We start from the raw sequence: 13,012 nt of genomic DNA on the forward strand, positions 1-13,012 counted from the left end.
AGATACCTCCACTAGGGTCTACTCATGGCTGACTTCGACCCTGTGACGAAAGCCGTCGTGCCCGCCGCGGGTCTGGGCACCCGGTTTCTTCCGGCGACCAAGGCGACACCGAAGGAGATGTTGCCCATCGTCGACAAGCCCGCGATCCAGTATGTCGTCGAGGAGGCAGCCTCCGCTGGGCTCCTCGACGTGCTCATGGTCACCGGCAAGAATAAACGCTCCATCGAGGACCACTTCGACCGCGCGTTCGAGCTGGAGGAGGCCCTCGAGGCCAAGGGCGACGAGCACCGGCTGTCCCAGGTGCGCGAGCCGGCCTCGCTGGCGACGCTCCACTACGTACGTCAGGGCGAGCCCAAGGGGCTCGGCCACGCGGTGCTCTGCGCCAAGCAGCACGTCGGCGGCCACCCCTTCGCCTGCCTGCTCGGCGACGACCTGATCGACTACCGCGATCCGCTGCTCAAGCGCATGATCGAGGTGCGTGACACGTTCGGGGGGAGCGTGATCGCGCTGATGGAGGTGCCCAAGGAGCAGGTCTCCCTGTACGGCGTCGCCACCATCGAGGCGACCGCCGCCGACGACGTCGTACGCGTGACCGACCTGGTGGAGAAGCCGCCGGCCGACGAGGCGCCGTCCAACTGGGCGATCATCGGGCGCTACGTGATCGACCCGGCGGTGTTCGAGGTGCTGGAGAACACGCCGCCGGGCCGTGGGGGCGAGATCCAGCTCACCGACGCGCTGCGCACGCTCGCCGGGCGCGGATCCGGGGACGGCGGGCCCGTGCACGGGGTGCTGTTCAGAGGCCGCAGGTACGACACCGGCGACAAGCTTGACTATTTGCGGACGGTGGTGAAGTTCGCGGCGGACCGGGAGGACCTGGCGCCCGATTTCGTGCCGTGGCTGCGGGAGTTCCTCGATGAAATCGGTTGACGAGCATCTGGCTGAGATCCTGGCCACTGTTCGTCCGCTGGCGCCGCTGGAGCTGGAGCTGGAGCAGGCGCTGGGGGCGACGCTGGCCGAGGAGGTGGTCTCGCCGGTGCCGCTGCCGCCGTTCGACAACTCGGCCATGGATGGCTATGCCGTACGGGCTGCCGATATTTCGGATGTTCCGGTTACGTTGCCGGTGACGGACGATGTGGCGGCCGGGTCCGTGGAGCTGCGGGCCGTGGGGCCCGGGCACGCCGTACGGATCATGACCGGCGCTCTCATGCCGGCCGGGGCCGACGCCGTGGTGCCGGTGGAGTGGACGGACGGAGGGACGGTCACCGTACAGATCTCCCGCCCGGTGAGCGCCGGCAACGCGATCCGGCGGGCGGGGGAGGACGTGCAGGCCGGCGAGGTCGTGCTCAAGCCGGGCACGGTGATCGGGCCCGCCCAGCTCGGGATCATCGCCGGGGTGGGACGGCGGCGGATCTGGGCGCGGCCGCGGCCCAGGGTCGTCGTCATCTCGACGGGCGCGGAGCTGGTCGAGCCGGGTGGCCCCCTGGCTCCCGGGCAGATCTGGGACTCCAACAGCTTCACGCTGACCGCCGCCGTGCGGGAGGCCGGAGGTGAGGGGTTCCGAGCGGGGTCTGTCGGGGACGATCCGGGCGTACTCCTCGATCGGCTCGACACCCACCTGATGCGGGCCGACGCGATCATCACCAGCGGTGGCGTGTCCATGGGGGCGTACGAGCCGGTCAAGGAGGCTCTGTCACCCCTGGGAACGGTCCGGTTCGAGAAGGTGGCGATGCAGCCGGGGATGCCGCAGGGGTTCGGCGTGCTGGGGGAGGACCAGGTGCCGATCTTCGCGCTGCCCGGCAACCCGGTGTCGTCTTTTGTGTCTTTCATGCTGTTCGTACGTCCGGCGCTCGACAAGATGCGCGGGCTCTCCGCGGACATGCCGAAATCGGTGACCGCCCGCCTGACCGGGCCGGTGCGCTCGCCTGCCGGGCGGCGCTCGTTCCTGCGCGGCGTGCTGGCTTCGGACGGCACGGTGTCGCCGGTGCACGGGCAGGGCTCCCATCAGCTCGCCGCCCTGGCCTCGGCGAACGCGCTGATCGTGGTGGCGGAGGACGTGACCGAGATGCCCGAGGGGGCGACTGTCGAGGTGATCCGGCTGTGAGCGACTCGGGGCTGACCCATGTGGATGAGACCGGGGCCGCGCGCATGGTCGACGTCTCCGCCAAGGACGTGTCGGCTCGCACCGCCACGGCGACCGGGCGGGTGCTGCTGTCGCGCGAGGTCGTGGAGCTGCTGCGGTCCGGCGAGGTGCCCAAGGGCGACGCGCTGGGCGTGGCGCGGATCGCGGGGATCATGGGGGCGAAGCGGACGCCCGACCTGATCCCGCTCTGCCATCCGATCGCGTTGCACGGCGTGAAGGTCACGCTGGACGTCGAGGACTGGGGCGTGGCGATCACCTGCCGGGTGAAGACGGCAGACCGCACCGGCGTGGAGATGGAGGCGCTGACGGCGGTCTCCGTGGCCGCGCTGGCGCTGATCGACATGGTCAAGGCGGTCGATCCGGCCGCGGTGATCACCGATGTGCGGGTGGAGGAGAAGCTGGGCGGCAAGACCGGCCGCTGGACCAGGGAGCCGGAATGATCCGCGCGCTCGTGATCACCGTGTCGAACCGGGCGTCGGCCGGGGTTTATGCGGATAAATCCGGGCCGCTACTCGTGGACCTGCTGCGGCGCGATGCGGGCTGCGAGGTCGTGGAGGGCCCCTTGGTGGTGCCCGACGGGGAGCCGGTGGAAGCAGCGCTCCGTGACGGGCTGGCGCAGGGCTACGACGTCATCGTGACCACCGGGGGCACCGGGTTGACGCCCATGGATCTCACCCCGGAGATGACGGCCAGAGTAATTTCTCGGGAAATTCCTGGTATAGCCGAGGCCATTCGGCTGGCGAATCGGGAAAAGGTCCCGACCTCGATTCTGTCCAGAGGGCTGGCCGGGCAGGCGGGCGGCACCTTGATCGTTAATTTGCCGGGATCGTCGGGGGGCGTACGCGATGGCGTCGCCGTACTCGCGCCGATTCTCCGGCACGCGGTCGATCAGATCCGGGGCGGCGATCACCCGCGCTGATCGCGATTCTGTGATGCGTGGCGACATCGTGCCCGATGGGGGGATGATGAGACTGTGGATCGACTTCGTGGCTGGCCGGTGACCCTGAACGAAGGTCCGGTAAGCCTCCGGCCGCTGCGGCTGAGCGACGTGCGCGTGTGGCGCGAGACCCGGCTGCGAAACGCCGACTGGCTACGTCCCTGGGAGCCCAGCAATCCCGAGACACCACTGTTCAGGACCGGGCTCGGCCCGTACGTCTCCATGGTCGGCACCCTGCGCCGCGAGGCCCGGCAGGGCCTGGCGATGCCGTGGGTGATCACGTACGGCGGGCGCTTCGCGGGGCAGCTGACCGTGGGCGCGATCGTGTGGGGCGCCGCCCGTTCCGCCCAGGTCGGCTACTGGATCGACGGGGCGCTCGCCGGGAAGGGGATCACCCCCACCGCCCTCGCCATGGCCGTTGATCATTGCTTCTTCACCACGGGGCTGCATCGGCTGGAAGCGAACATCCGCCCCGAGAATCAAGCCAGCCGTCGGGTGGTTGAGAAGCTCGGATTCCGGGAAGAAGGCATTCGGCGGCGCCAACTCCACATCGACGGAGCCTGGCGCGACCACATTTGCTACGCGCTGACCGCTGAGGACATTCCTGGCGGCCTGCTCGTGCAGTGGCGTCGCGCGCGTGAGTCAGCGGCTCACGGGGGGCCTTCCGTCGAAGAGGTTTGACGATCTCGCGACACACCGCACCGAATGCTCGTCAATTAGTGACACGCGGTCTTACGGTGCGTGACGTGAGCACATTGAAGGCGCGACGAGCACACTCGCGTCTTTGTGCTGCCCGGAGGTGCCCATGAGCAGCGCCTTCCTCTATCTGGTCATCGTCGTGATGTGGCTTTGCGTCCTGATCCCGATGTGGCTGCGCAAAGACAAGACGAACCTGGCCGAACTGGCCGAGCTCGAAGAGCACTACACCGGCGAACACCAGCTTCCCGATCTCGACAACCTGGACCCATCGGACGCGGACGAGGACGACGGGTCGGCTCCTGCCGAGGTCGAGAAGGTCGATGTACGCCAGTTCCGGCTCCGGCGCCGCGCCATCATCGTGGCCCGCCGGCGGCGGCTGCTGTTCTTCACCACACTGCTGGTGCTGGCCTCTGTCGTGACGGCCGCGGTCAAGATGATCCCGTGGTGGGGCGTGGCTCCCTCGGTCGTCATCATGTTCGCGTACATGGCGTTTCTCCGCATCGCCGTACAGGTCGATAGGGAACGCCGCGAACGGGCCCGCCAGGCACGCGCTGAGCGCCTGCGGCGAGCACGCGAGCGGCGGCGGGCCGCGGAGGCGGCCGCCCAGGCTGAGGTCATCGATCTCACGGCGCTGCATGCGGACGTCCTCTTCGATCAGTACGCCGAACCGCCCAAGCGGGCGGTGGGTGACTGAAACGGTGGCGCGAGGACCCCTCAGAGTTTGCTAACCTGGTCGAGTCCTTGGGGATGTAGCGCAGTCCGGTAGCGCACTTCGTTCGCATCGAAGGGGTCAGGGGTTCGAATCCCCTCATCTCCACCCAGGTCAAAGGCCGCTTCCGAGTGATCGGGAGCGGCCTTTTGATCTTCTGAGTGACATGCTGCTGGACCGCTAGGCGTCCGTGATGTCGTTGAAGATGCGATCCATGGCCAGGGCGCCGGTTTGGATGACGGGCCGGATCTGGTGTCGATAGACAGTTTCGGTCACGGATGTGCTGGCGTGTCCGCACAGTTTTGCGATCTCGTCTATGGATAGGCCGCCATCATCGGGGAGCAGTGATACGAAGCTGTGTCGTAGCTCACGTGGTGTCCACGCGTCGGCGTAGATGCCCTTGATGCTCTGATGGCGTTGCGGAACTCAGGGCTCATCAGCGCACGCGTGCGCGGCCGCGGGGCCGGCCTTCACTGCACGCCTCCGGCGCGGGTACTCCGGCTCCGGGCAGCCAAGATCGTTTCCTGATCGCTGAGTTGCGTGTGTCCGGCACTTCGCCGAGATGATGACGCACCACCGTGGCCGGCAGCTCGACGCCTGGATGACCGCGGTCCTCGCCGACGACCTTCCTGAGCTGCACTCCTTCGTCGCCGGCCTGCGCCGTGACCAGGACGCCGTCACCGCCGGCCGCACCCTGCCCTACAGCTCCGGCCCCGGCGAAGGGCACGTCAACCGCGTCAAAACGATCAAGAGGCAGATGCACGGCCGCGCCAACCACGACCGGCTCCGCAAGCGCGTCTTACTGGCGGACTGATGGCCCACTCGCGGAATGTGTGCCTGATCCAGTATTCACGCGTCGTCGAGTGCGCCGTGAGGCGCTGTTGATTCGAGTGGAGGTGAGAGACCTTCATCGCCTGCCCTGTCGCAGCAGGGAAGCGGAGCTGAGGGCAGCCCGATCCGGGTGGTGCCGGGAAGGGTGACAAGCGGCCCTGACAAAGCCGGAATGTGCCAGGACTGCCAGATGGCGCAGGTCCGGCGAGCGGGACGGAAAGGAGTACGCGAGGAACCGGCGTTTACGTCGCGCCGCCTGACGCTTCAGTCCCACCGGCTGGATCCGGTCGTGGTACGCAGCGTTCTGGCCTCCGAGCTCCCTGCGCTGGAGCACCTGGAGCTCTTCCTCGGCTCGGCGGACAACGTGGGACGACTGGAGTGCCCCTGAGGATTCGGGTGTCGAGGACGACTGGGAGCCCGACCCGTACTTCCCAGCGATCATCGACTGAGCGCCGCGCCCTCTGGGGTGAGCAAGCGGCTCCAAAGTCCCCCTGGCGACGATTGCCCTGCTCGTCGCTCCAGCCGCCGCCCGGACGAGCACGCGCTGCTGCGGCTGGTGATGCTTATGCACCAGGCCGCCGTCCGGGCTCAGTCCGGCGACCACGAGCAGGCCATCGGCGACTACACCGCGGTCATCACCGTCGACCCGAACGAGTCACGCGCCTATTTCGAGCGCGCTGCCCTCCACCGACACCTCGGGCGATTGACCGAGGCGCTGAACAACTACGACCAGGCCGCCCGGCTGGCCCCCGCCCTCCCCCGAGGTGTTCTACAACCGCGGCAACGTCCGCGCGGACGTCAAAGAACTGGACGGGGGCGTCCAGGTCTCCGTCCTGGTCGGCCAGCGCGAGCGCCAGGCCGGCCTCGACGTCGCGCCGGACGTAGATGCTGTCACCCATGCCGCGCAGGAGCGCGGCCCGGTTCACGTAGGCGTCGACGGCTCCATCCCCCATGTGGATCTCCAAGGGTCCCAGTACGTGAAATCTCATGATTTGCCCCCTCTTGTCGTGCCGGAGATCTAAGGTCTAAGGCGGCCCAGGGATGTCCGAAATAGCCCTCCGTGGGTTCAGGACAACGCGGCAAAGGCTCCGGACAACAAGAGGTGAGTGAACATTGGGGCGGCCCGAGCAGCCGGTGGATCCGCTGGCCGGTCCCGTCGAAAGGCTCGCCTGGGAATTGCGCCGGCTCAGGGACGAGGCCGGGCGACCGAGCTACCGCGTACTCGCGCAGCGCGCGCATTTCTCGCGGAGCACCCTCGCCGAGGCGGCAACCGGGACGCGGCTGCCCACTCTTGAGGCGACACTGGCGTACGCCGTCGCCTGCGGTGGCGACCCCGCCGAATGGGAGCGGAAGTGGCATCTGGTCGCGGCCGAACTCGAACGGTCGCAGCGCCGTTGCCCTTACCCCGGCCTGCTTCCGCTGGACGTCGACGCCGCCGACCTGTTCTTCGGCCGGGACGACCTTCTCGAGGTCCTGCTGAAGGCCGTGAAGCAGGGACCGCTGACGGTGGTCCGCGGGGCCACCGGCAGCGGCAAATCCTCGTTGCTGCGGGCCGGGCTGGCCGCGCGGCTGACCGCCGACGGAACTACCGTCACGCTGCTCACTCCGGGTGCGCACCCGCTGTCCCGGTTGCACGCCACCGACGCTGACGGCTCCGACGTGATGATCGTCGACCAGTTCGAGGAGACGTTCACGCTCTGCGCCGACGAGCGGGAACGCGCCGGCTTCCTCGACGCGCTGAGCGAGCTCGTCAGCGGTCAGGACGGCCCGGCGCTGGTGATCGGGATCCGCACCGACTTCTACGAGCGCTGCATGTCGCATCCCGGTCTGACCGCAGCCCTCCTCGACAGCGTTCACCTCCCGGTCGGACCCATGTCCGAGCAGGAGCTGCGCGCCATCATCACCGAACCCGCCGGCCGGGCGGGGCTGAGCGTGGACCCGGATCTGGTGGTCACCGTGGTGGCCGAGGCCGCCGAGCAGACGGGGGCGCTCCCGATGGTCGCGCACGCGCTGCGCGAAACGTGGAGCAGGCAGCAGGGAGACACGCTGGCGCTGGCGGACTACCGGGCCGTGGGTGGCGTGTCCGGCGCGATCGCGCGGACCGCTGAGCACCTGTACGCCGATCTGGAAGACGACCAGCGGCAGTTGCTCCGCGCCGTGCTGCTGCGGCTCGTCGCCCTGGGCTCGGGCAGCTCCGACACCCGCCGCGGTCTCGACCGGGACGAGCTCGCCGGCATCGGACTCGCCGGCGAGCTGGACGCGGTCCTCGACCGGCTCGCCGCCGCCAGGCTCATCGTCGTGGACCAGGACCTGGTCGACATCGCGCATGAAGCGCTCCTCACAAGCTGGCCCCGGCTGCGGGAATGGCTCACCGCCGACCGTGAGACCCTTCTGCGGCACCAGCGGCTCACGTCTGACGCGGCCGAGTGGGACCGCAACGGGCGCGGCGAGGACTACCTGTATCGCGGCACTCGCCTCGCCCTCTGGGACGGCGAGGCGAGCTTCGTACCGCTGAACGAGCTGGAGCGAACCTTCCTGGCGGCCTGCCGCTCAAGCGCGACCGAGCGCGACCGGGCCCGCCGCCGGACCCGTCTCGCCTTCGGCGGGCTGCCGGTCGCCGCCGTCGCGGTCATCGTGCTGGCCGCGCTCGTCCTGGTCCAGATAGGCAACCGGGGCGTCGAGCGCGACCGTGCCGCCTCGGTACGGCTGGCCGCCGAAGCGCGCCGCCAGCTCCAGCAAGACCCGGAACTGGCGTTGCTGTTGGCGATCGAGGCGTACGAGGTGGAGCCCACTTCGGAGGCCGACCTCGTGCTCCGCCAGGCCACTGCAGACTCCCGGCTGCGCGGCTCCACCCCGGTCGGCCTGCGCAGGGTCACAGGAACGACGGCCACCCCGGACGGTCGAAAGATCGCGATCTGGGGCGCCGGGTCGGGCCCGGCGGGCCTGGAGATCTGGAGCCTGGACGGTACCGCACCGCGCCGGGCCGGCCATGTGCTCCAGGCGGATCGGACGGACGGCATCCTGAGCGCCGCGTTCAGCGAGGACGGCCGGCAACTCGTCACCGGAGGCTCCGGAGGAGAACTGGTGCTGTGGGACCTGGCGTCAAGCGGTCCGCCCGTGGTTCTGGGGACCGTTGACGGTAGCGTCCACGGCGTCAGCGTCAGCCGGGACGGCAGGGTGGCGAGCGCGCACAGCGACGGCGTGCGCATCTGGAAGCCGGGACGCTCCAAGCCCGTCAAGCTCAATGTCCCCGGCCGCGCGGTCAGGAGCGTCTCGTTCAGCCCCAGCGGCCGGCTGCTCGCCACCGGGGGCAACGGATCGCCGCTGCGACTATGGGACATGACCCGGGACCGGCCCGTTCTGCAGCGCGCGGCCGCGCGCGGTGAGCCGGAGCAGGTGGCCGTCAGCCCGCACGGACCATGGGTCGCGACCGTCGAAGGCGACGTTCCCCGTGTCTGGGACGCGACGGAGGCGTCGGCCGGCGACTGGATCCCGCAGATCGAGCTGGCCGGCCACGCCCCGAAGCTGAACGGCCTGGTGTTCACCGCGGCCGGGGATCGCATGGCGACCTACGGCGCCGACGGCGTGATCCGCGTCTGGACGACGGGCAGCGACGCCGACCCGCTGGTGTTGCGCAGCCCGAAAGGGAATCCGCGCGGGGCGGCGTTCACCCCGGACGGGAAGTCATTGGTCAGCGTCGATGCGGACGGCTCCCTGCGGACGTGGGACATCACGGCGGGCGACCCGGCACCGAGCGAGGGCAGGCCCCTGGCGCTCAGCGCTGACACGAGCACGGTGGCGGTCAGCGCGGGGCCGGATTTACTCCTCAGCCCGCGGGACGTCCGCATCAAGATATGGCGCGGCACGACCCCGGCCGAGGTGCACGGCCCGCGTGATTCCGGCTACCTCGTCGCGTTGAGCCCTGACGGCCGGCGGATGGCGGGCATCGGCCGGGCCGGGACCCTGAGCCTGTGGGACCTCACCACCGCCGGCGCGCCAGTCACCACACCCGCGCCCTTCCGCGGCCTCCCGGGCGGCCTGGTGTTCAGCGCCGATGGAAAGCGGATCGTGGCGGGCGCCTTCGACACCGAACCGCAGGTGTGGCAGATCTCCCCGTCCGGCGGGCTGACAGCGCTCACCGGCTGGCAGGCCCGGCCCACGGGCCGCGCCGACGGCGACGTGGCACTCAGCCCGGACGGCATGAAACTGGCCGACGCCCGTGACGACCACACCGTCGTCGTCTGGGACCTGACCGGCAAGAGCGAGCCGAAGATTCTTCGCGGCCATGTGGAGGACATCACCGGCCTCGCCTTCAGCCCAGACGGGCTGCGACTGGCCGCCGCGGCCGCGGACGGCGCCATCCGGCTCTGGGACACCGGCGGCCGGGGCGAGCCCGCGGCCGTGCTGCAGGGCGCCGAGAACACCGTCCGTAAAGTGAGGTTCAGCCCTGACGGCACCTGGCTGGTCACCAACGAACCCGCGGGCCACCTGCGGCTCTGGCGGGCGACAGGCGGCGGCGAACCGCTGGAGTTGACCGGCTGGGGCGCGACCGGCAGTCTCGCGGCGTTCAGCCCCGACGGTACGCGGATCGTCAGGGGGTTGAGCCCGCAGATCATCCTCGGTCGCCCGCTGGTCACTGGTCTGGGCGGCAGCCTCGTCCGGACCCGCGCCTGCGAGGTGTGCGGCCCGGCCGGAACGGTGCTCGAACTGGCCAGATCGCGCCGTACCCGCGAGCTGACCGCGGAAGAACGCCGCAGCCATCTCGGCCCGAACTCCTGACCTTCATCGTTGCCCCGGGCCGCGCGAGTCCAGCGTGGCGGTCGTGGGCGAGCGCGCCGTCCGCTTCATCGACGGCCACCTGCCAGGTATACCGGGGGACGCATCCCGCGCCGAAGCCCGCGGTGGACGGCGCCTAGCATCACGGCCCGGGCGCTTACGATCGGCGGGCGCCTGTTTTCGTTTTCCGGCCTGCCCGACATCGACGGCGTGGACGTCATCCACGGGCTGCGCGGCCGGCCCGCGTCCGCGCCGTCTCCCACCGCTCGGCCATCCAGGAGGCCGAACTGGCCAGCGTCCGGATCGGCGACCACACGGTGGACCTGACCAGCAAGACGATCTCCGGCGGCCTGCGGCTGACGCCCACGGCATGGCAGCTCCTGGAGATCCTGCTGCGCAACCCGGGCAAACTCATTCCCCAGCGCTACCTGCTGACCGAGGTGTGGGGAAGCAAGAATGTCAAGGAGACCCACTACCTGCGCCAGTACATGGCCCAGCTCCGCAAGAGGCTCGAACGTGACCCTACCCACCCGGCCCACTTGATCACCGAACCGGGCCTGGGCTACCGCTTCACACCATGACACGCACACTCGCGCCGCCTCGGCCCAGGATCTGCTGATTCTGTCCAGGCCGCTCTCCCGGATTCCCCGAGGGGAGGCGGAATCCGGGGCTTGGTGCCAACGGCGCGCCAAGCGCGGTTCTGGCATCCATTCCGGAATGCGCCCGGGCACGGCGGCGCCGAGGGGGATCGCCCGGGTTGGCGACTACTTCGTCTCCGTCGACATCAGCGGCGACGTCTATGACAAGGACAAGTCGAAGAGCAGGTTCCTCTCCGAGCAGGTCGTCTACACGGCGATCACCGATCTGATCAACGCGCTCCCGCGCTCAAGTGCTTGACGGGGTCGGGAGGTTGAGGGAGGTCCTGGGCGAGCAGGACCTCCATCTCCTCCTCGGTGAGGAGATGGACGTCACGCAGAATCCGAGCTGACTGGTGCCAGCGCTTCCGTGCCTCGTCCTGCCGTCCAAGATCGTGCAGGGTGTCGCCGAGCCCCCACAGAGAAACGGCCTCCAGCGCGCGGGCACCGGCCTTGTGGTGGAGGTAGGCCGCCTTCCTGTATCCGGCCTCGGCCTCATCGAGCCTGCCGGCGCGTCGGTAGGCATCGGCCAGCGTGTCGGTCGCCGTTGCCTCGCCGAGGGGATCGTCGAACTCCGCCCAGATCTCCAGGCTTTTTCGGCCCGCGTCGATCGCGTCGTCCAGCCGGCCCATTCTGATCAGCACCGCGGCCCGGCCGTTGAAAATCATCGCTTGGTAGTCGCGCAGGCCGCTGGCTGTCGCTGTCGCCATCGCCTCGTCCTGGGTGGCAAGCGCGTCGTCGAACCGCCCGAGCTTGCCGTAGGTCGTGCCGAGGTTGTGGAGGGTGCCCGCCTTACGCAGGGGCAGACCTGCTCGATCCCAGCACACGAGGGCACGCTCGAACTGCTCGACCGCAGGCTCGAAGCGACCTTGGTTCTTGTGGATGCTGCCCAACTGGTTGTGCCCGCGGGCTTGGCCCGCCCAGTCGCCAGTGCGGACGGCCACCTGCAGGGCCTGGTGGTGGATCTCGGCCAGGTCGGCGAGCCAGCCTCTGTGGCTGAAGGGTCTGTTGAGACTGGCGGCGAGGCCTTCGACCGTGCCGGGATCGTCGGTGCGGGTGGTGGCCTGCCGGGCGACGGCGATGAGGTTGTCGCGCTCCAGCTCGATCCAGTCGATCGCCTCCTGCGGTGTGTCCAGGCCAAGGCCCGGCTGGTCGGCGCGGAGGTGTCTGACGATGACGGAGGTGGGGTTGAGCAGAAGGCTGGCCGTCCTGGCTGTGGCGAGGTAATGGTGTAACGCGCGGCGGGTGGCGGCCGCTCGATCGCTGTCCTGGACGATGTCGTCGGCTTGTTCGTGGGCGTAGAGGCGGACGAGGTCGTGCATCCGGTAGCGGCCCGGCCCCGCCGGTTCGAGCAGCCGGGCATCCAGGAGGCGGTCCAGCGCGGCCTCCGCCGTGCGCTCGGGCCGATCAGCGAGAGCGGCGGTGGCTGCCGGGGTGTGGGTGGGCGTGTCGAGGAGCCCGAGCAGGGCGAACAGGTGGGCGGCGTCCTGGCCGGCGGGCTCCTCCTTGAGGTGATGGAGGCTGACGGCGATGCCGGCGCGGACGGCCAGGTCGGCGTACTCCAGCGTGTCCAGGCGGCGGGTGGCGTCGGCGAGCCTGTCGGCGAGGTAGGACAGCGTCCAGTCGGGGCGGGCGGCCAGACGTGCCGCCGCGATGCGCAGGGCGAGGGGCAGGCCTCCGCAGAGCCGGACGATCCGCCCGGCGGCCTCCGGCTCGGCGTGGACCCGCTCGGGACTGGCGATCCGGGCCAGCAGCGTGGTGGAGTCGGACGGGTCGAGCCCGGGCAGGTTCAGCTGGCTCGCCCCGTCGAGCGAGGTGAGAACCTGCCGGCTGGTGATGACGACCGCGCACCCCGATCCGGCGGGAATGAGCGGGCGGACCTGGTGGGTGTCGAGGGCGTTGTCGAGGATGATCAGCACGTTCCGCGCCGAGGTGAGGGATCGGTAGCGGGCCGCGGCCTCGTCGACCGTGGCCGGTACGGCGGAGCCGTCCAGCCCGAGCGAGCGCAAAAGCCGGCCGAGCGCCTCCAGCGGCGACAGAGGCCGGAGCCCGTCGGTGGCGCCGTGCAGGTCGATGTGGAGAACGCCGTCGGTGTAGCGGTCGGCGACGGCGTGCGCCAGGTGTACGGCCAGCGCGGATTTGCCGATCCCGCCGGGACCGCCGATGGCGACGATCGCCGGCGTGCCGGCGCCCGGGCCGGTGAGCGCCTTGTCGAGCCAGGCGAGCTCGACATCGCGGGCGGTGAAGGCGCGGGTGTCGGCGGGCAACTCGGCCGGGGCGACGGC

Annotated in this window: 12 protein-coding genes, 1 tRNA gene and 1 pseudogene; 13 read left to right on the forward strand and 1 reads right to left on the reverse strand. The window is 69.9% G+C overall.

Translation table 11 applies throughout. The features are described 5' to 3' along the window. Nucleotides 1-24: 24 nt before the first annotated feature. The 13 genes and pseudogenes from galU (at nucleotide 25) to ACIBI9_RS63615 (ending at nucleotide 10,989) form a co-directional block, all read left to right on the forward strand. The gene (gene galU, locus ACIBI9_RS63555) at nucleotides 25-927 is read left to right on the forward strand and encodes a UTP--glucose-1-phosphate uridylyltransferase GalU (RefSeq protein WP_397238125.1); all 903 of its coding nucleotides are present in this window, start codon (nucleotides 25-27) and stop codon (nucleotides 925-927) included. Next, a complete protein-coding gene (gene glp / locus ACIBI9_RS63560) occupies nucleotides 914-2,101 on the forward strand; it encodes a gephyrin-like molybdotransferase Glp (protein WP_397238127.1) in 1,188 nt (395 codons plus the stop codon). Before galU ends, glp begins: the two co-directional genes overlap by 14 nt. After that, on the forward strand, nucleotides 2,098-2,580 hold the full coding sequence (gene moaC, locus ACIBI9_RS63565; protein ID WP_397238129.1) for a cyclic pyranopterin monophosphate synthase MoaC: 483 nt from the start codon (nucleotides 2,098-2,100) through the stop codon (nucleotides 2,578-2,580). The genes glp and moaC overlap by 4 nt, the downstream gene beginning before the upstream one ends. Continuing rightward, the gene (locus ACIBI9_RS63570) at nucleotides 2,577-3,059 is read left to right on the forward strand and encodes a molybdenum cofactor biosynthesis protein B (RefSeq protein ID WP_397238131.1); all 483 of its coding nucleotides are present in this window, start codon (nucleotides 2,577-2,579) and stop codon (nucleotides 3,057-3,059) included. Before moaC ends, ACIBI9_RS63570 begins: the two co-directional genes overlap by 4 nt. A gap of 54 nt (nucleotides 3,060-3,113) precedes the next feature. Further along, nucleotides 3,114-3,758, forward strand: coding sequence for a GNAT family N-acetyltransferase (locus tag ACIBI9_RS63575; protein WP_397238133.1), 645 nt, complete (start codon nucleotides 3,114-3,116; stop codon nucleotides 3,756-3,758). 124 nt (nucleotides 3,759-3,882) lie between these two features. Beyond that, entirely contained in the window at nucleotides 3,883-4,470 is a 588-nt protein-coding gene (locus tag ACIBI9_RS63580) for a hypothetical protein (RefSeq protein WP_397238135.1), read from the forward strand. Between the two features lie 49 nt (nucleotides 4,471-4,519). Next, nucleotides 4,520-4,593 (forward strand) — tRNA-Ala (locus ACIBI9_RS63585). Between the two features lie 454 nt (nucleotides 4,594-5,047). After that, nucleotides 5,048-5,299, forward strand: a complete 252-nt coding sequence (locus ACIBI9_RS63590; RefSeq protein ID WP_397238137.1) for a transposase — start codon at nucleotides 5,048-5,050, stop codon at nucleotides 5,297-5,299. A 582-nt stretch (nucleotides 5,300-5,881) separates the two neighbouring features. After that, nucleotides 5,882-6,058, forward strand: a pseudogene (locus tag ACIBI9_RS63595) (tetratricopeptide repeat protein); the annotation flags it as partial. A 22-nt stretch (nucleotides 6,059-6,080) separates the two neighbouring features. After that, nucleotides 6,081-6,338, forward strand: coding sequence for a hypothetical protein (locus ACIBI9_RS63600; RefSeq protein ID WP_397238147.1), 258 nt, complete (start codon nucleotides 6,081-6,083; stop codon nucleotides 6,336-6,338). 91 nt (nucleotides 6,339-6,429) lie between these two features. Beyond that, entirely contained in the window at nucleotides 6,430-10,095 is a 3,666-nt protein-coding gene (locus tag ACIBI9_RS63605; protein ID WP_397238139.1) for a helix-turn-helix domain-containing protein, read from the forward strand. Between the two features lie 314 nt (nucleotides 10,096-10,409). Further along, a complete protein-coding gene (locus tag ACIBI9_RS63610; RefSeq protein ID WP_397238141.1) occupies nucleotides 10,410-10,673 on the forward strand; it encodes a winged helix-turn-helix domain-containing protein in 264 nt (87 codons plus the stop codon). Nucleotides 10,674-10,809: 136 nt separating this feature from the next. Continuing rightward, entirely contained in the window at nucleotides 10,810-10,989 is a 180-nt protein-coding gene (locus ACIBI9_RS63615) for a hypothetical protein (protein ID WP_397238143.1), read from the forward strand. Here ACIBI9_RS63615 and ACIBI9_RS63620 read toward each other — a convergent pair. Then, nucleotides 10,961-13,012, reverse strand: a 2,052-nt coding sequence (locus ACIBI9_RS63620) for a tetratricopeptide repeat protein (RefSeq protein ID WP_397238145.1), incomplete at its 5' end; no start/stop codon positions are given. The genes ACIBI9_RS63615 and ACIBI9_RS63620 overlap by 29 nt on opposite strands.

This window comes from Nonomuraea sp. NPDC050451 (assembly GCF_044458585.1).